General features: G+C 68.6%; 15 protein-coding genes and 1 pseudogene. 12 read left to right on the top strand and 4 right to left on the bottom strand.

What is annotated here, in order from left to right; all coding sequences use genetic code 11:
- Positions 1 to 74 precede the first annotated feature (74 nt).
- The 3 genes from flgK to U4Z64_RS05400 all read left to right on the top strand — a co-directional run bounded on the left by flgK (position 75) and on the right by U4Z64_RS05400 (position 4,848).
- The gene (gene flgK / locus U4Z64_RS05410; protein WP_321819423.1) at positions 75 to 2,057 is read left to right on the top strand and encodes a flagellar hook-associated protein FlgK; all 1,983 of its coding nucleotides are present in this window, start codon (positions 75 to 77) and stop codon (positions 2,055 to 2,057) included.
- Positions 2,058 to 2,080: 23 nt separating this feature from the next.
- A complete protein-coding gene (flgL, locus tag U4Z64_RS05405; protein ID WP_321803261.1) occupies positions 2,081 to 3,319 on the top strand; it encodes a flagellar hook-associated protein FlgL in 1,239 nt (412 codons plus the stop codon).
- Between the two features lie 221 nt (positions 3,320 to 3,540).
- On the top strand, positions 3,541 to 4,848 hold the full coding sequence (locus U4Z64_RS05400) for a solute carrier family 23 protein (RefSeq protein ID WP_044847883.1): 1,308 nt from the start codon (positions 3,541 to 3,543) through the stop codon (positions 4,846 to 4,848).
- Positions 4,849 to 5,487: 639 nt separating this feature from the next.
- Here U4Z64_RS05400 and U4Z64_RS05395 read toward each other — a convergent pair.
- A complete protein-coding gene (locus U4Z64_RS05395) occupies positions 5,488 to 6,372 on the bottom strand; it encodes a transcriptional regulator GcvA (protein ID WP_124486642.1) in 885 nt (294 codons plus the stop codon).
- Positions 6,373 to 6,468: 96 nt separating this feature from the next.
- Between U4Z64_RS05395 and U4Z64_RS05390 the strand changes: the two genes are divergently transcribed.
- The 9 genes and pseudogenes from U4Z64_RS05390 to U4Z64_RS05350 all read left to right on the top strand — a co-directional run bounded on the left by U4Z64_RS05390 (position 6,469) and on the right by U4Z64_RS05350 (position 14,218).
- Positions 6,469 to 7,083: a chromate transporter gene (locus U4Z64_RS05390; RefSeq protein ID WP_321819422.1), complete on the top strand. Its 615-nt coding sequence runs from the start codon at positions 6,469 to 6,471 to the stop codon at positions 7,081 to 7,083.
- Positions 7,080 to 7,607: a chromate transporter gene (locus U4Z64_RS05385; RefSeq protein ID WP_044847886.1), complete on the top strand. Its 528-nt coding sequence runs from the start codon at positions 7,080 to 7,082 to the stop codon at positions 7,605 to 7,607. Before U4Z64_RS05390 ends, U4Z64_RS05385 begins: the two co-directional genes overlap by 4 nt.
- Before the next feature lie 58 nt (positions 7,608 to 7,665).
- Positions 7,666 to 8,400, top strand: a pseudogene (locus U4Z64_RS05380) (YoaK family protein); the annotation flags it as partial.
- A 201-nt stretch (positions 8,401 to 8,601) separates the two neighbouring features.
- Positions 8,602 to 9,723, top strand: coding sequence for a porin (locus U4Z64_RS05375; RefSeq protein ID WP_044847888.1), 1,122 nt, complete (start codon positions 8,602 to 8,604; stop codon positions 9,721 to 9,723).
- Between the two features lie 375 nt (positions 9,724 to 10,098).
- Positions 10,099 to 10,323 (top strand): hypothetical protein, encoded by a 225-nt coding sequence (locus U4Z64_RS05370; protein ID WP_014895816.1) that lies wholly within the window; start codon positions 10,099 to 10,101, stop codon positions 10,321 to 10,323.
- A gap of 244 nt (positions 10,324 to 10,567) precedes the next feature.
- A complete protein-coding gene (gor, locus tag U4Z64_RS05365; RefSeq protein ID WP_321819421.1) occupies positions 10,568 to 11,923 on the top strand; it encodes a glutathione-disulfide reductase in 1,356 nt (451 codons plus the stop codon).
- 445 nt (positions 11,924 to 12,368) lie between these two features.
- On the top strand, positions 12,369 to 13,046 hold the full coding sequence (locus tag U4Z64_RS05360) for a CsgG/HfaB family protein (protein WP_321819420.1): 678 nt from the start codon (positions 12,369 to 12,371) through the stop codon (positions 13,044 to 13,046).
- A 55-nt stretch (positions 13,047 to 13,101) separates the two neighbouring features.
- Positions 13,102 to 13,533 carry a DUF4810 domain-containing protein gene (locus tag U4Z64_RS05355; RefSeq protein WP_321819419.1) on the top strand — a complete coding sequence of 144 codons (432 nt, stop codon included), beginning with the start codon at positions 13,102 to 13,104 and terminating at the stop codon, positions 13,531 to 13,533.
- A gap of 10 nt (positions 13,534 to 13,543) precedes the next feature.
- Positions 13,544 to 14,218 (top strand): DUF799 domain-containing protein, encoded by a 675-nt coding sequence (locus U4Z64_RS05350; RefSeq protein WP_321819418.1) that lies wholly within the window; start codon positions 13,544 to 13,546, stop codon positions 14,216 to 14,218.
- A 91-nt stretch (positions 14,219 to 14,309) separates the two neighbouring features.
- On the opposite strand, the gene U4Z64_RS05345 is transcribed toward U4Z64_RS05350, so the two are convergent.
- The 3 genes from U4Z64_RS05345 to U4Z64_RS05335 form a co-directional block, all read right to left on the bottom strand.
- Positions 14,310 to 15,611, bottom strand: coding sequence for an FAD-binding oxidoreductase (locus U4Z64_RS05345; RefSeq protein WP_321819417.1), 1,302 nt, complete (start codon positions 15,609 to 15,611; stop codon positions 14,310 to 14,312).
- A 25-nt stretch (positions 15,612 to 15,636) separates the two neighbouring features.
- Entirely contained in the window at positions 15,637 to 16,941 is a 1,305-nt protein-coding gene (locus U4Z64_RS05340; RefSeq protein ID WP_321819416.1) for an FAD-dependent oxidoreductase, read from the bottom strand.
- 112 nt (positions 16,942 to 17,053) lie between these two features.
- Positions 17,054 to 18,628, bottom strand: a complete 1,575-nt coding sequence (locus U4Z64_RS05335; protein ID WP_321819415.1) for a DUF3138 family protein — start codon at positions 18,626 to 18,628, stop codon at positions 17,054 to 17,056.
- Positions 18,629 to 18,708 lie beyond the last annotated feature (80 nt).

The following is an 18,708-nucleotide window of genomic DNA, read 5'->3' as shown; positions in this document are numbered from 1 at the left end:
TCCGATCCGCGGCCGTTATACCGGGAGTCACGCAACCCGGCGGCCGCAGCGCGGCCGGCTCATCAGGATCGCGCATGTCCAACTCACTCATGAACCTCGGTGTCAGCGGCCTCAATGCCGCGCTCTGGGGCCTCACGACGACCGGCCAGAACATCAGCAACGCCGCGACGCCCGGCTATTCGGTCGAGCGCCCGGTCTATGCCGAGGCGAGCGGTCAGTACACGGCGAGCGGCTACATGCCGCAGGGCGTGAATACCGTCACCGTGCAGCGGCAGTACAGCCAGTACCTGAGCGACCAGCTGAACAGCGCGCAGTCGCAGGGCGGCTCGCTGTCGACCTGGTATTCGCTCGTCGCGCAGCTGAACAATTACGTCGGCAGCCCGACGGCCGGCATCTCGACCGGGATCACGGGCTATTTCACCGGGCTGCAGAACGTCGCGAACAACGCGTCCGATCCGTCGGTACGGCAGACCGCGGTCAGCAACGCGCAAATCCTCGCGAACCAGCTCAACGCGGCCGGCCAGCAGTACGACGCGCTGCGCCAGAGCGTGAATACGCAGCTCACCGACACCGTGTCGCAGATCAACACGTACACCAAGCAGATCGCGCAGCTGAACCAGCAGATCTCGGCAGCGAGCAGCCAGGGGCAGCCGCCGAACCAGCTGATGGACCAGCGCGACCTCGCGGTGTCGAACCTGTCGAGCCTCGCCGGCGTGCAGGTGGTGCGCAACGACAGCGGCTACAGCGTGTTCCTCGCGGGCGGCCAGCCGCTCGTTCTTGCCGACAAGAGCTACCAGCTCGCGACCGTCACGTCGTCGTCCGATCCGAGCGAGCTGACCGTCGTGTCGCAGGGCATCGCCGGCGCGAACCCGCCGGGGCCGAACCAGGCGCTGCCCGATGCGTCGCTGTCGGGCGGCACGCTTGGCGGCCTGCTCGCGTTCCGCAGCCAGACGCTCGACCCCGCGCAGGCGCAGCTCGGCGCGCTCGCGACCAGCTTCGCCGCGCAGGTCAACGGGCAGAACGCGCTCGGCGTCGACCTGGCGGGCAATCCGGGCGGCAACCTGTTCACGGTGGCGAACCCGACCGTCTATTCGAACCAGGGCAATACCGGCAACGCGGCGCTGTCCGTCTCGTTCGCCAACGCGTCGCAGCCGACGACGAGCGACTACACGCTGTCGTATGACGGCACGAACTACACGCTGACCGACCGCGCGAGCGGGTCGGTGGTCGACCAGAAGGCGGGGCCGATGCCGGTCTCGCTAGGCGGGCTGAACTTCTCGTTCTCGTCCGGCGCGATGAATGCCGGCGACCAGTTCACCGTGCTGCCGACGCGCGGCGCGCTGACGGGCTTCGGCCTCGCGACGACGAGCGGCTCGGCGATCGCGGCCGCGTCGCCGGTCGTCACGTCGGCGTCGAGCACCAACATCGGCACCGCCAAGATCGCGCTGAGCGGGGTGACCTCCGGCTATCAGATGCCGTCGACCAAGCTGACCTACGACGCGGCGACGCAGTCGCTGTCGGGCTTCCCGGCCGGTACCACGGTGACGATCCCGGGCACGCCGCCGACGTCGGTGACGATCAGCAATCCGACCGACCCCGTGCCGTACGACCCGTCGACCGGCGCGGCGATGACGATGTCGGGCACGGCCGCCGGTGCGCTGAACGGCGTGACCGTCACGCTGTCGGGCACGCCGTCGGACGGCGATTCGTTCACGATCGGGCCGTACGCGGGCGGCACGAGCGACGGCAGCAACGCGCTCGCGCTGTCGCGGCTCGTCAACGCGAAGACCCTCGGCGGCGGCACGACGACGCTCACGGGCGCCTACGCGAACTACGTGAACAACATCGGCAACGCGGCGAGCCAGCTCAAGTCGTCGAGTACCGCCCAGACGGCGCTGGTCGGCCAGATCACGTCCGCGCAGCAGTCGGTGTCGGGCGTGAACCAGAACGAGGAAGCCGCGAACCTGATGCAGTACCAGCAGCTCTACCAGGCGAACGCGAAGGTGATCCAGACGGCGGCTTCGCTGTTCCAGACCGTGCTGGGCCTGTTCAGCTGAGCGGATTCGAGAGGATAGAAACGATGCGGATTTCCACGACCCAGTTCTACCAGCTGAACGTCGGCCAGATGAACGATCAGCAGGCCCAGCTCGCGCAGCTCTACCAGCAGATCTCGAGCGGCGTGAGCCTGTCGACGCCGGCCGACAACCCGTTGGGCGCGGCGCAGGCCGTGCAGCTGTCGATGACGTCGGCCACGCTGTCGCAGTACGCGGCGAACCAGAGCACGGCGCTCGCGTCGCTGCAGGCCGAGGACCAGGCGCTGCAGAGCGTCGGCAACGTACTCGGCAGCGTCCAGTCGACGATCGTGCGCGCCGGCGACGGTTCGCTCGCCGACAATAACCGCGCAGCGCTCGCGGCGCAGCTCGAGGGCTACCGCGACCAACTGGTGTCGCTCGCGAACTCGACCGACGGCGCGGGCAACTACCTGTTCGCCGGCTACCAGAATTCGACGGCGCCGTTCACGAAGGACGCCGCCGGCAGCATCAGCTATGTCGGCGATACGGGCACGCGCACCGTGCAGATCGACGATTCGCGCAGCGTGCCGCAGGGCGACTCGGGCCTCTCGGTGTTCATGTCGGTGCAGGCGCTGGGCAACTCGCCCGTCCAGGCGGCCGGCGCGGCCAACACCGGCACGGCCACCATCGGCAACGTCACGGTGACGGATCCGTCGGCTGCGACCAACGGCCATCAGTTCACGATCACCTTCGGCGGCACCGCGGCCGCGCCGACCTACACGGTGACCGACAACTCGATTTCACCCCCGACTCCCGGCCCCGCGCAGGCCTATACGTCGGGCACCGCGATCGCGCTCGGCAACGGGATGAAGGTCGCCGTGTCGGGCACGCCGTCGCCCACCGACACCTTTTCGGTCACGCCCGCGCCGCAGGCGAGCGGGGTCGACGTGTTCTCGACGCTCGATTCGATGATCACGGCGTTGAAGACGCCCGTCGCCGGCAATCCGACGGCGACCGCCGCGCTGTCGAACACGCTGAGCACGGCCGCGACGAAGATCGGCAACTCGATGCGCAACGTCACGACCGTGCTGGCGTCGGTCGGCGGCCGCGAGCAGGAGGTCAAGGCGATGCAGACCGTCAACCAGACCGCGGCGCTGCAGACGACCAGCAACCTGTCGGACCTGACGAGCGCCAACATGGTCACGACCATCAGCCAGTACCTGCAGGTGCAGAACGCGCTGAGCGGCGCGCAGAAGGCCTACGCGCAGCTGCAGAACATGTCGCTGTTCCAGTACATCAATCCATGATCCGCGTGGCGTCCGCCGCGATGTGAGCGCCCGCTCACATCGCGCGGTGCGCCGGCCGGCCGCCGCCGACGCGGTCGCGCCGCTCCGATGCCCCCCGGCAGGCACGCCCGCCGCCCCGGCGGTTCGCGCTTGCCAGCCCCATTTCCGCTCCGTAAACTCGCGCCAGATTCCAGACCGGCGCACCGTCCCGCAGCCGGCGTACGACAGGAGCCCTTTTCCCCATGTCCGATTCCTACTTCCCGCGCTGGCGGGTGCAACCGACCGGCGCGGTCTCGCGCGTGGTCGGCCCCGACGAACGCCTCGCGTGGCCGCAGATGGTCGCGATGGGCGTGCAGCACGTCGTCGCGATGTTCGGCTCGACCGTGCTCGCACCGCTGCTGATGGGCTTCGACCCGAACCTGTGCATCTTCATGTCGGGTATCGGCACGCTGCTGTTCTTCGTGCTGGTCGGCGGCCGCGTGCCGAGCTACCTCGGCTCGAGCTTCGCGTTCATCGGCCTCGTGATCGCGGTGACGGGCTACGGCGGCAGCGGCCCGAACCCGAACATCCCGGTCGCGCTCGGCGGGATCGTCGCGTGCGGCGTCGTGTACGTCGCGCTCGGCGCGCTGGTGCAGGCCATCGGCACGCGCTGGATCGAGACGCTGATGCCGCCCGTCGTCACCGGCGCGGTGGTCGCGGTGATCGGGCTGAACCTCGCGCCGATCGCGGTCAAGGGCGTGTCGGCATCGACCTTCGACTCGGTGATGGCGCTCGTCACGGTGCTGTGCGTCGGCGGCGTCGCGGTGTTCGCGCGCGGGATGATGCAGCGCCTGCTGATCCTCGTCGGGCTGGTGATCGCCTACGTGATCTATGCGATCGCGACCAACGGGATGGGCCTCGGCAAGCCGGTCGATTTCGCGATCGTCGCGCATGCCGCGTGGTTCGGCGTGCCGAGCTTCCGCGCGCCGGTGTTCGATCCGCACGCGATGCTGATGCTCGCGCCGGTCGCGGTGATCCTGGTCGCGGAGAACCTCGGCCACATCAAGGCCGTCAGCGCGATGACGGGCACCAACCTCGATCGCTACGTCGGTCGTGCGTTCATCGGCGACGGGCTGGCGACGATCGTGTCGGGCAGTGTCGGCGGCACCGGCGTGACCACCTATGCGGAGAACATCGGCGTGATGGCCGTCACGCGGATCTATTCGACGCTCGTGTTCGCGGTCGCCGCGCTGATCGCGATCGGGCTGGGCTTCTCGCCGAAGTTCGGCGCGGTGATCCAGACGATTCCGGGCCCGGTGCTCGGCGGCGTGTCGATCGTCGTGTTCGGGCTGATCGCGGTGACGGGCGCGCGGATCTGGGTCGTCAACAAGGTCGACTTCTCCGACAACCGCAACCTGATCGTCGCGGCCGTCACGCTGGTGCTCGGCGCCGGCGACTTCTCGCTGAAGATCGGCGGCTTCGGGCTCGGCGGGATCGGCACCGCGACGTTCGGCGCGATCATCCTGTACGCGATCCTGCGCAAGGAAAAGGAGCCGGGGCCGGTGGTGTGAGCCGCGGCGCCGGCGGCAATGCCCGCGCGAACGGCGCGGATGATCGTCGTAGCGCGCGTGCGCGCGCCGGGGCTGCGGATTTCGCTTACCGGATCGCGGTGTCGTGACGTCGTGTGCTGTTGCGAACCGTGTCGGCGCAGCGGATCTCGACGGTGCGAAGTCGCGCCGTCGGCATCAGCGGGTGCGCAACAGCGGCAGTGATGCAGGACAGCAGCCGTGTGACGGCCGATATGAGTTTCGACATGATTTCCCCCGACCCGCTGGATGAATGTTTGTCACCTGCATCGGGTCGTTCGCCCGTGCAGGGTTCGTCGTCTGCACGGCTGCATCAGCAAGCAACGGGCCAGCACGCGGACTTTCGCGCAAACAGGGGCTCGGCGGGGGCCGCGTGACGCCGGTGCAAGGTGGCGCACGCGAAAATGTTTCAGCGCTGAAACGCGCGGCGGTGGGCCGGTCGGCCGCATGCCAGGCCTCACGTGCGGTGGCGGGAACGACGGGGAAACGCAGGGGCGCGCGACATCGATTCCGCAGGGGAATCGCGGGCGTTGCGCGCGGATCGGTTTCATTCCTGCAACGCGGACGGGGACGTGAGGTGGCACGCCGCGTCGTTTCGATCGGGTAGCGGCGACGCGGCGCGCGTCATCCGTTCGCATTCCCCAGCGCTTCCAGCCACGCGCAGAACTGCGCGACCAGCGGATCGTCGGCCGGCGTGCCCGGCGCGATCCACCAGTAGCTGCGTGTCGCGATGCGCGGCCCGTCGAGCGGCATCACGAGACGCCCGCTCGCGAGCTCGTCGTCGATCAGCGGCAGCGGGCCGAGCGCGACGCCCAGCCCGTCGACGGCCGCCTGCAGCGCCAGGTAGAAGTGGTCGAACGACTGCCGCTTGCGCCCCTTCATCGTCACGCCGGCCGCCGCGAACCAGTCGCGCCAGCCTTCCGGCCGCGTGTCCGAATGCAGCAGCACGTGCCGCGCGAGATCGTCCGCGCGGGTGATCGGCGCGCGCTTGAGCAGCGCGGGGCTGCAGACCGGAATCACGCTTTCGTCGAGGAAGTGGCCGCTCGTGCAGTTCGGCCAGTGGCCGGGGCCGCGGCGGATCGCGACGTCGAAACCGTCGAGCGCATCGAGCGGCGCGTTCGACGTGGACAGCTTCAGCTCGACGTTGGGCACGTCGCGCTGGAACCGCGACAGGCGCGGCAGCAGCCATTTCATCGCGAAGGTCGGCAGCGCATTGATGCGCAGCACGCGCGCGGCCCCGGTGTTGCGCAACTGCTCGGTGGCGAGCGCGATGCTGTCGAACGCGGCGCGGACGGTATCCAGATAGCGGCGGCCTTCGTCGGTGAGCTTCACGCGCTTGCCGTAGCGGTGGAACACCGGCTTGCCGAGCCACGCCTCGAACCCGGCGATCTGCCGGCTGATGGCACCATGAGTCACATGCAGCTCGTCGCCGGCGGCGCTGAAGCTTTCATGTCGTGCCGCTGCTTCAAAGGCCCGAAGCGCGGAAAAGGGCGGGAGATCGCGTGCCATGCTTGTGATTCTAGATCACAAGGGCGCGCCGATAAAATCGTTTTGCCGGCGTGCCGCACGGCGGTAACCTCGGGGCATCGTTTGATGAGGAGCCCCATGCAATCCGTTTCTCCGCCGCCTGCCGCGTCCCCACGTCGTGTCGGCCTCGCCGAGCTGTTCACCGGCTTCCTGTCGCTCGGCCTGATGTCGTTCGGCGGCGCGCTGCCGTTCGCGCGGCGCACGATCGTCGACGACCGCAAATGGCTCACCGCCGACGAATTCACCGATCTGCTCGGGCTGTGCCAGTTCCTGCCGGGCGGCAACGTGATCAACCTGTCGGTCGCCGTCGGCATGCGCTTTCGCGGCGTCGCGGGCGCGTTCGCCGGCATTCTCGGGCTGATCGCGGGCCCGACGCTCGTGGTCGTCGGGCTCGGTGTGCTGTATGCGAAGACGCAGGGCGATCCGCGCGTGCAGCACCTGTTCGGCGGGCTCGCCGCCGCGGCAGCGGGCCTGCTCGTCGCGATGGCCGTGAAGGTCGCGAAGCCGCTGCTGCACGCGCCGCGCACCGCGGTCGGCATCGCGGCCCTCGCATTCGCCGCGATCGCGGTGCTGCGCATCCCGCTCCTGAGCGCGATGCTGGTGCTGACGCCCGTGAGCATCTGGCTCGCGTCGCGGCGCCGCGAGACGCCGGCACCGCAGCGCGCCGCCGTGCGCGATGGAGGCCGGTCATGAACGACACGCTGATCGCGATCGCGACGATCTTCAGCCAGCTGTCGCTGCTCGCATTCGGCGGCGGCAACACGATCCTGCCGGAGATGCAGCGGCAGGTCGTCGACGTGCACCACTGGATGAGCGCGCACGCGTTCACCGCGCTGTTCGCGCTCGCGCAGGCCGCGCCGGGGCCGAACATGATGATCGTGCCGCTGGTCGGCTGGCATGTGGCCGGCTGGGCCGGGCTGCTGGTCGCATCGATCGCGAAGTTCGGGCCGTCGTCGATCGTCACGGTGCTCGCGCTGCACGCGTGGGAACGCTTTCGCGACCGGCCGTGGCGCCGCTACGTGCAACAGGGGCTGATGCCGGTCACGGCCGGACTCGTCGCGGCCAGCGCGGTGCTGATCTCGGAAGCGTCGAACCGCACCGCGATCCAGTGGGGCATCACCGCCGCATGCGCGGTGCTCGCGTGGCGCACGCGTATCCATCCGCTGTGGCTGCTCGCGGCCGGCGCGCTGATCGGGCTCACCGGCATCGGCCAGTGAGCGGCGCACAACCGGCGTCCCGTGCGCGATACTGGCGCGACTCTTCACGGGAGGCTTGATGGATCTCGACGGCGCCAGCCGCAATCTCACCGTCGCCGCGCTGCTCACGCTGTCCGGCGGCTATCTCGACGCGTACACGTACGTCGGTCACGGCCACGTGTTCGCGAACACGATGACCGGCAACGTCGCGCTGCTCGGCATCAACGTGTCGGCCGGCGAATGGGCGGCCGCGCTGCATCACGTGCCGCCGCTCGGCGGTTTCGTGGTCGCGGTGTTCGTCGCGCACCTGCTCGGTCTCGCCGCGCAGCGCGGCTGGATGCGGCACACCGCGTTCGCGAGCCTGATCGTCGAGATCGCGTTTCTCGGCGTCGCCGCGAGCGGGCTCGTCGGCGCGTCGAGCGCGTGGCTGATTCCCGGGATCTCGTTCGTCGCGACGCTGCAGACGCTGTCGTTTACTCATCTCGAGGAACTGTCGTACACGTCTGTGATGACGACCGGCAACCTGCGGCGCGCCGCGCAGAAGCTGTTCGTCGGGCTGATTCCCCGCTACGACGCGGGCGCGCTGCACGATTCGGCGCTGCTCGCGACGATCAGCTTCTGCTTCCTGGCCGGCGCGGTGGTCTGCGGCCTCGTGACGCGGCTCATGCCGGACGTCGCGCTGTGGGGCGCCGTGTTGTTGCTCGCCGGTGCGTTCGCGGAGATCGTGCGGCGGGCGCGGCGGCGCGCGGGCGGTGGGCGCGACAGTGGCGATGGGGCGGCCGGCAACGGGGGCGCCGACGCTCACGGCAGCAGCGGCAGCAACGGCAGCAACCCCGGCGCGGGAAACGTTGTTCCAGGGCGACAATCGCGCGCGACCGCGCGTTTCAATTTCTTTCAGCCTGCGCACTGGTCTTATGATTCAGCCCACATCGCGCGCGCCATGAGCGTCCGCGATCGCCACCCGGCTGCGCACGCGGCCGGCCATGAATGGAGACACCTACAAAAAGGAAAGCTCATGAAGCAGACCACCCGGCTCGCAGCCATCGCAGGGGGCGCAGTGCTGGCCTTCGCCAGCCAGTACGCAGCAGCACAAAGCTCGGTCACGCTGTGGGGCGTCGCCGACGTCAGCGTTCGCTACCTGACCAACGCGAACGCCAAGAACGACGGCCTGCTGTCGATGTCCAACGGCGCGATCACCAACAGCCGCTTCGGCATCTACGGCACGGAAGACCTCGGCAGCGGCCTGAAGGCCGTGTTCAAGCTCGAAAGCGGCGTGAACCTGCAGAACGGCGCATTCGCCGACAGCGGCCGCCTGTTCAACCGTGCGGCATACGTCGGCCTGGACAGCCCGTACGGCACGGTGACCCTCGGCCGCCAGAAGACGCCGCTGTTCGACCTGCTGTCGGACACCTACGATCCGCTGACGGTCGGCAACTACCTCGAAAATGCATGGCTGCCGGTCGCACTCGGCGGCGGCCTGTATGCGGACAACCAGATCAAGTACACGGGCACGTTCGCGGGCCTGACCGCGAAGGCGATGTACTCGACGGGCACCAACTACGAATCGACCGGCGCCGGCGGCTTCTCGGGCCAGATCCCGGGCTCGCTCGGCAAGGGCAACGCATGGGGCGTGTCGCTGTCGTACGTGACGGGTCCGCTCAGCATCGCGGCCGGCGCGCAGCAGAACAGCGACAACTCCGCACGCAAGCAGACGATCTACCACGCGAACGTCGTGTATGCGTTCAGCAAGGCGAAGATCTATGCGGGCTACCTGCGCTCGAAGGACGACACCGGTTTCGTCGACAGCCTGCTCGCGCAGCAGTCGATCCCGGTCGCGAAGGGCACGGGCCGGATCGACGACGGTCCGTTCGCGGGCGTGAGCTGGCAGGTCAGCACGCCGCTGACGCTGACGGGCGCGTTCTACTACGACCACATGCGCAACGCGATGACCGCGAACGGCACGCTCGCGAGCGGCAACCGCTACGCGATCGTCGGCATCGCCGAATACGCGCTCAGCAAGCGCACGGAAGTCTACGGCACGGTCGACTTCAACAAGACGAACGGCGCGGCGAACGTCGAGCTGCCGGGTCGCAGCAACCAGACCGGCATCGCGATCGGCCTGCGCAATATCTTCTGACGAAAATCGTCAACGCGTGCGCCGGCCCCGGTTCGGCGCGCATCGAAGAGGCTCCAGGAAGGAGCCTCTTTTTTTTCGCCACGCGCCTTCCTGCGCGCGGACGACCATTCAGCGATTGCTCCATCGGCAACACGCCGCCCGTAAGGGTTCCGTCGGCATTCCAGAACATACTTTGACAGTGCGCGCGAAGCGATTCCGCTACGCTGCGTGCAGGGTCCGCCGCGTGCCGAAACGCACGCGCGGGCGTCGTTCCGGCGCGCGTTTCGCGTGCGGCCGGCCTGGTGCGTAACTTGTGTATCCGGTGATGACAAACACGGTCCGCCGGTTTTTTTTCGTGGGACGATGCGCTCACGATTTTCTTGAAAGGGGATGACGATGGGTATCCTGAACACCGTGGGTGAAATCGCTGGCGCAGTGGCAGCCGTCGAGGCAGCCGAGAAGGTCGATCCGGATGCGGGCCTGCTGACCAAGGCGGCGGCGGCCGTCGCCGGCTTCAAGGGCGCCGAGGCGATCGAAGGCATGCTCGAGAAGAAGGAAGAGCAGCCGCAGCAGGCAGACGACACGCAGGCGACGGACGGCAGCGACACGTCGCAGGCCTGAGCAAGGCGGCTGGTCCCGCCGCGGGTGCGCCGTTCGCGCATCCGGGCGGACCGGTGCCGCGCGGCCGGCAGGCCGGGCATGTGGTCGATCGGTGACGCATGGCACACCCGGCAGCCGGTTTGACCGGCGAGAGGCGACGTCTCTCGCCGTTTTTTATGGCGCGCGCGTCCTGCGCCGCCACGTTCCGCACGAATTCCCGAATCTTGCTATCGTGCCGTCATCCGAACTGCGATGAGGGCTTGCGATGGATTTCGACTACGACCTGTTCGTCATCGGGGCCGGCTCCGGCGGCGTGAGGCTCGCCCGGATGGCGGCGTCATACGGCGCGCGCGTCGGCATAGCGGAACAGGAGCAGATCGGCGGCACCTGCGTGCTGCGCGGCTGCATCCCGAAGAAGCTGCTCGTCTACGCATCGCACTATCCGCACGAACTCGAGGATGCGAAGGGCTTCGGCTGGACCTTCGGTGCCGGCACGCTCGACTGGTCCGCGCTGATCGCCGCGAAGGATCGCGAGATCAACCGGCTCAGCGACATCTACATCGACCTGCTGCGGCAATCCGGCGTCGCGATGCACGCAGGACGCGCGACCCTCGTCGACGCGCATACGGTCGCGATCGGCGAGCGCACGATCCGCGCGCGCCACATCGCGATCGCGACCGGCTCGCGGCCGGCGCTGCCGCACCGTCCCGGCATCGAGCATGCGATCACGTCGCGCGAGGCCCTGTCGCTCCCGGCGTGCCCCAAGCGCATCGCGGTGGTCGGCGGCGGCTATATCGCGGTCGAGTTCGCCGGCATCTTCAACGGCTTCGGCAGCCAGGTCGACCTGTTCTATCGCGGCGAGAAGATCCTGCGCGGCTTCGACGACGACGTGCGACAGTTCCTCACCGACGAAATGACGAAGCAGGGCGTCGCGATCCACGCGCGCGCGGTGGTCGAATCGATCGCGCGCGCGGACGACGGCACGCTCTCCGTGCACGTCGGCGACGCGCAGCACGGGCCGTACGACGCGGTGCTCTATGCGACCGGCCGCGTGCCGAACGTCGAAGGGCTCGGCCTCGAGCGCGCCGGTGTGATGCTCGACGCGCGCGGCGCGATCGCGGTCGATTCGTACTCGGCGACGTCGGTGCCTTCGATCCATGCGCTCGGCGACGTCACGTCGCGGCCGCAGCTCACGCCGGTGGCGACGCGCGACGGCGCGCTGCTCGCGCGCACGCTGTTCGGCGGCGCGCGCGTCGCGGCCGATCACGATTACGTCCCGTCGGCCGTGTTCAGCCAGCCGGAGGTCGCGACGGTCGGCCTGACCGAGGCCGATGCGCGTCGCGTGCACGGTGAAGTCGACATCTACCGCACGTCCTTCAAGGCGCTGCGCCACACGCTGTCGGGCCGCAACGAGCGCACGCTGATGAAGCTGGTGGTCGCGCGCGACAGCCAGCGCGTGATCGGCGCGCACATGGTCGGCCGCGACGCGGGCGAGATCATCCAGGGCATCGCGATCGCGATTCGCGCGGGCGCGACGAAGGCGCAATTCGACGACACGATCGGCATTCACCCGACCGCGGCCGAGGAGTTCGTGACGATGCGGCAGAAGGTGGCCGACTGACCGCCAGCGGCGCGCCGGCTCGCGGGCCGGCGCGGGCGTCCCGCGCACGCGCCGCTGGCGTGTGACGCACCACGGATCCGCGGCGATTTGTAAAGATCGTCAATTCTTCTAAAGAAATCCCGTCTCGATAATCAGACTTGGTATGATCGGCCAAAATCATATACGGGGCCGATCATGCGCGATCAACAGCGCAGTAACCAGAATCACGCGGTAGCCGGCGCAAGCGGGGTCGTCGATCCATGCGCCGCGCGTTCGCGTCTCGCCGCAACACGTCCGTTGCGCGCACTTTCCCTTCGCATGCCGCCATCTCCATCGCCGTCCGGGCGATGAAGTCGCGCGCGCGCCGATGCGCGCCCCGGCCGCTTCGATCATCGCATCGACCGCCGGTTTGTCGGCAAGCCGGCGAGCCCGTTCCGGGCAATCTTTTCACGTAAGGAGACCCGCAGTGAACAATCAGACACGACGCACCGTTCTCGTGGCGGCGGCGCTCGTCGCGGCGCTGTCCGGCTGCGCGACCGAATCGTCGCGCACGCTCGACGTGCCGGCCGTGAGCAGCGCGCAGAAGCCGTACGCGGGCAAGCCCGTCGCGATCGCGGTCGGCAAGTTCGACAATCGCTCGAGCTACATGCGCGGCATCTTCTCGGACGGCATCGACCGCCTCGGCGGACAGGCGAAGACGATCCTCGTCACGCGCCTGCAGCAGAGCCGCCGCTTCAACGTGCTCGATCGCGAGAACCTCGACGAGATCAAGCAGGAAGCGGGCTTCATGAAGAAGGCGCAGGCGGTGAAGGGCGCGAACTACGTCGTGACCGGCGACGTGACCGAGTTCGGCCGCAAGGACGTCGGCGATCACCAGCTGTTCGGCATTCTCGGCCGCGGCAAGACGCAAGTCGCGTACGCGAAGGTCAACCTGAACATCGTCGACACGACGACGTCGGAAGTCGTCGCGTCGAGCCAGGGCGCGGGCGAGTTCAGCCTGTCGAACCGCGAAGTGATCGGCTTCGGCGGCACGGCCGGTTACGACTCGACGCTCAACGGCAAGGTGCTGGACCTCGCGATCCAGGAGGCCGTGAACCACCTCGTCGACCAGGTCGACGCCGGCACGCTGAAGGTGCCGCAATAGGCGCCGTGCGCAGTACGGCGCGACGAATCATTCATCAACCAGAAGAGACAAGACCATGAAACGGGGAATCTGGCTGCCGGCGACGGCGGCCGTCATGCTGCTCGCGGGCTGCGCGGCGCCGACCACGCCGCCGCTCTATCAATGGAACGGCTATCAGCCGCAGGTGTACGAATACTTCAAGGGGCAGAAGTCCCCGCAGGAGCAGATCGACGCGCTCGAAAAGGCGCTGCAGGAGATCCGCGCGAAGGGCAAGACGCCGCCGCCGGGCTTCCATGCGCATCTCGGGATGCTCTACGCGAGCGTCGGCAGCGAACAGCAGGCCGGGCAAGAATTCCAGGCCGAGAAGGCGCTCTTTCCGGAATCCGCGTCGTTCATGGATTTCCTGATGAAGAAGAAAGCCGGCGATGCGAAGGCCGCGAATCCGTCGGCCGCCGGCCAGACGATCGCCGGCCAGAAGAATGCCGATCCGACTCCCGCCAAACAGTGACGTGCCTGCCATGATCAAGACACTTTCATTCAAGCTGCTGTCCGTGCTGTCGATCGTCGCGCTGTTGAGCGCGTGCGCGCAGCCCGTCAAACGCCCCGACTACACGGCCTTCAAGAAGAGCCAGCCGCGCTCGATCCTCGTGCTGCCGCCGCTCAACGAGACGACCGATGTCGGCGCGACCTACGGTGTGCTGTCGCAGATGACGCAGCCGCTGGCCGAGTCGGGCTACTACGTGGTGCCGGTCGCGGTGATGGACGAGACGTTCAAGCAGAACGGCCTCACGAACGCCGCGGAAATCCAGGGCACGTCGCCGGCGAAGCTGCGCGAAATCTTCGGCGCGGACGCCGCGCTGTACGCGAAGATCACGCAATACGGCTCCGTCTACCAGGTGGTGGACAGCACGACGGTGGTCGCGGCGTCGGCGAAGCTCGTCGACCTGAAGACCGGCGACGTGCTGTGGCAGGGCGAGGGCCGTGCGACCGGCAAGGAAGTCGGCAACAACATGAGCGTCAACGCGTTCGGGGTCGTCGGGGTGCTGGTGCAGGCGGCCGTCAAGCAGGTCGCGCATTCGCTGACCGACGAAGCGCACGATGTGGCCGGTTTGACGAGCAGCAGGCTGCTGTCCGCGGGGCCGCCGAACGGGCTGCTGTACGGGCCGCGTTCGCCGAAGTACGGGACCGACTGACCGGCGCGCGGACCACGGCTTCGGCGCGTCGGGCAGGCAAGGTCGCCTGCAAGCCGTGCCGAAGCCGCGAGATTCGATGAAACGGCCGCGCTTAATGCATGCCGAACGCGTCGAGCAGCCGGTACCAGCTCATCGCGAGCACCAGCGCCGGCGTGCGCAGCGTCGCGCCGCCGGGGAAGTCGCGATGCCGGATCTTGCCGAACAGGTCGAAGCGGCTCGCCTGGCCGTCGATCGCCTCGGCGATCAGCTTGCCCGCGAGCGCGGTCGTGTTCACGCCGTGCCCCGAGAAACCCTGCGCGAAATACAGCGTCGGCGCGACGCGCCCGAAGTGCGGCGCGCGGTTCATCGTGATGTCGACGAAGCCGCCCCATGCGTAGTCGACCTTCACGTCCGCGAGTTGCGGGAACGTCTTCAGCATGTCCGCGCGCATCGCGTCGGCGAGATTGCGCGGCTCCCGCGTCGAATAGCTGACCTTGCCGCCCCACACGAGCCGCGTGTCGGGCGCCGGCCGGAAATAGTCGAGCACGAAGCGGCTGTCGCAGATCGCCGCGCGCGCGGGCATCAGCGCGGCGGCGCGCGCCGCGCCGAGCGGCTCGGTCGCGATCACGTAGGTGCCGACCGGCATGATCTTCTTCGACAGCGCGGGCGCGAGCGTGCCGACGTACGTGTTGCACGCGAGCACCACGAAGCGCGCGCGCACCTCTCCCTGGCCGGTCTCGACGACGTGGCCGCCCGACACGTCGCGCACGCGCGTCACGCAGCTGTCCTCGTGGATCCGCACGCCCGCGTCGGCGGCCGCGCGCGCGAGCCCGAGCGTGTAGTTCAGCGGATGCAGGTGGCCGCTGTCCGGGTCGTACAGGCCGCCGCGATAGCGCGCCGATTGCACGTAGTCGCCGAGTTCGTCCGCTTCGACGAAATGCAAGCGGTCGTAACCGAAGCGCTTCGCGGCCTCGTCGCGCCAGCGTTTCAGCGCATCCGCGTCGCGCTCGGTGTTCGCGGCGGTCAGGTAGCCGGGCACGAGCGCGCAGTCGATGTCGTGCTTCGCGATGCGCGACTTCACGAGCGACAGCGTTTCGAGCCCCATGTCCCAGATCCGCTTCACGTCGCCTTCCGGCATGAAGTTGCCGAACGTGTCGATGTCGCATGCAAAGCCGCCGATCAGCTGGCCGCCGTTGCGCCCGCTCGCCGCCCATCCGACCCGCGACGCCTCGAGCACGGTCACCGAATGGCCGCGCTCGGCGAGGTTGAGCGCGGCGGACAAGCCGGTGAGGCCCGCGCCGATCACGCACACGTCGGCGTCGGTCGCGCCGGCGAGCGGCGCATGGCGGGTCGTATCGTTGGCGGTCGCCGCGTAGTACGACGCGACGTGCGGCTGGTTGGCGAATGTCTGCATGTTCAGGAAAACGAATGAAGGGGGCTCAGAACAGCTCGCGCACGCGGTGGTACAGCATCCCGAGTTCGAGCGCGGGCTGCCGCCATGCGTCGCCGCCGGGAAAGCGCCGGTGGCGCAGCTGCGCGAACAGGTCGAACGCGCGCGTGTCGCCCGCGATCGCGCCGGCGATCGCGCGTCCGGCGATGCCGGTCAGCGCGACGCCGTGCCCGCTGAAGCCCTGGACGTAGAAGAAGTTCGGATCGAGCGCGCCGAAATCCGGCGCGCGGTTGCGCGTGACGTCGACGAAGCCGCCCCACGCGTGGTCGACGCGCACGTCGGCGAGCTGCGGGAACACGCCGACCATGCGCTGCCGGATCGTGTCGGCGAGCGTGTCGGGCGACGCGCCCGCGGAGTTCGCGCGGCCGCCGAACAGCATCCGGTGGTCGGCCGACAGACGGAAGTAGTCGAGGAAGAAGTTGTTGTCGCACACGGCTTCGCGCTGCGCGATCAGCGCGTCGGCGCGCGCGCGGCCGAGCGGTTCGGTCGCGATGATGTACGACGCGATCGGCGCGATGCGCGCGGCGGTCGCGGCCGGCAGGATGCCGCCGGGGCCCGCGTTGCAGCACGACACGACGAAGCGGCAGCGCACTTCGCCCGACGGCGTGCGCACGACCGGCCGGGCGCCGCGCACGACGTCGAGCGCGGGCGTGTGCGCATGGAGCGCGACGCCTTCGCGGCGCGCGGCCTCGGCGAGGCCGAGGCAATACTTGAGCGGATGCAGGTGGCCCGACAGCGGATCGTAGACGCCCGCCAGATAGCGCGGCGACGCGATGCGCGCGCGGATTTCGCCGGTGTCGAGCCACGACAGCGACGGATGGCCCCAGCGCGAGCGCGCGGCATCCATCCAGGCGCGCAGGTCGTCGATGCGGCGCGGCTTGGTCGCGACCGTCAGGTAGCCGCGCGTGAAGTCGCAGTCGATGCCGTGGCGCGCGATGCGCTCGGCGATCAGCGCGACGCCGTCGAGCGACAGCGACCACGCGGCGCGTGCGCCGGCGGCGCCGAGCTGCTGCTCGATCACCTCGTCTTTCGCGAAACCCGTGATCGCCTGTCCGCCGTTGCGGCCCGATGCGCCCCAGCCGGGCCGATGCGCATCGATCACGGCGACCGACAGCCCGCGCGCACGGCAATCGAGCGCCGTCGACAGGCCCGCGAAGCCCGCGCCGATCACGCACACGTCGACGTCGATCGCATCCTCGAGCACGGGGTCGTCGGCCACGGGGCGCGTGGCGGTTGCTTCGTAGTACGAGTCGCGCGCGAGCGCGTCGGCGCGGCGGGTGAAAGACTGCGTCATCAAACCGACTCCGTCGAAGACGGCCGGCGGCGGTGCGCGACGCACCGCGATCCGGCCGGGTGAAACGATGCGGGACGCCATGCGCGCGGCACGGCGTCCCGCGCGGCCCGCATCAGAACGAATAGATGAACTGCGTCGCGAGCAGGTCGTTGGACTTGCCGTACGAACCGTCGTTGCGCAGGAACACCTTGTTGTTCGCCCAGTCGTGCCGGTATTCGACCTTCACGGTGATCTGCTGGGTCGGATAGAACAGCAGGTCGAGCGCGACGTCCTGGCGCACCGCGCCCTTGCACTCGAAGCCCAGGCCGCCGCCGGCCTTCGACTGCGCGAGGCAGTCCGCGTCGACGCCGAAGCCGTTGCTCGGATCCATCCCGTTGCCGTTCAGCGCGATGCCGCCGCCGCCGCCGCCGTTCTTCGAGTTGGCGAGCAGGTCGTAGCGCAGCGTCACGCCCATGCGGCCGACCACCGGCGCGTTGAACTTGCGGTGCGCGAGCAGCGACAGGCCGTACCACTGCGCGAGCCCGCCGTTGAACGCCGCATGCTGCTGCCGGCCGTAGTCGACTTCGGCGTTGTACTGAATGTCGGCGAGCGTGTAGGTCGCGTCGAGTTCGCCGAAGAAGAACGAACCGTACGCGCTCGGTGCCGCGCCGCCCGGGCCGTAGTGGACGTTGCCCTGGTCGTCGATCGCGCTCGCCAGCGTCTGCCGCCCGATGTTGAACGAACCGCCGATGTCGAGCGCGCTCGACCACGTGTAGTCCGCGCGCGCGGTGAAGGTCGGCACCTTGTTGCTGGTGGAGATCGGATCGCCGAGTGCGTTGGTGCCCGTCTGCGTGACCGAACCGTACGTGCGGTACTGCTCGTTGCCGAGGAAGAACTTCCACGCCCAGGCGCCCTTCGTGTAGTTCGCGCCGACACCGACGTAGCTGCCCGGATCCGAGAAATCGTACAGCAGGTTGTGCGTGAGCGTGAGCATCTGGTTCGACTGCTGCACCTCGTAGCCGCCGAAGCTCGGGATCAGGCCGGCGACGAGTGTCGTCTCGGCGGTGATCGGTACGTTGACGACCGCGGTGTTCAGCAGGTTGTCGGTGATCGAGCCGCGCGAGTTCTGCAGCAGCGTGATGCCGTTGCCGCGGTTCGGCATCAGCGTGATCTCCGCCGACGGCGCCATCGGGCCGACGCCGAAGGTCTTCTTGATGTCGAGGTAGAGATCGCCGAACGTGCTGTTGAAGTAGTTGTACGCGTTCTCGTGGTTCGCGAACAGGAACGACGACGTGCCGGCCGCGCGGTTGTAGATGTAGGTCGGGTCGATGTAGCCGGTGACCGACAGGCCCGCGAGCGGCCCGGTGTTGGCCGCGTCCGTCAGCGAGTCGACCTTCAGCTGCTGGTTCGCGATCTGCTGCTTCATTTCACTGACTTCGTCGTTGGTCAGCGTGGCTTGAGCCTTGCCGTAGTCCGGCGACGATGGGTCGGCGGCCACGATCACCGGCTTAGCCGCGGTCGTCGCGCCGGCCTGCGCGACCGGGGTGCCGCCCGGCTTCGCGGCGAGCTGCGCCTGCATGGCCTTCATCTGCTTCTGCAGCGCGGCGACCTGCGCCTGCAGTGCCTTGATTTCGGCGGAGGTCGAGTCGGCCAGCGCGATGCCGGGCAACGCGCCGGCCACCAGCAGGCAGATCAGTTTCTTCTTCATTGCGGATTCTCCTTGTCGTGCGCTTGGTCAATCTGTGATCGGCCCGCGCGCCGCATTTCGCGGCGCGCGGGTCTTGTTAT

Source organism: Burkholderia sp. BCC1996, from assembly GCF_905339955.1.
Taxonomy (GTDB): Bacteria; Pseudomonadota; Gammaproteobacteria; order Burkholderiales; family Burkholderiaceae; genus Burkholderia.
Note: the sequence above shows the minus strand (reverse complement) of the source record. Positions and strands in the feature narration are given on the sequence as shown.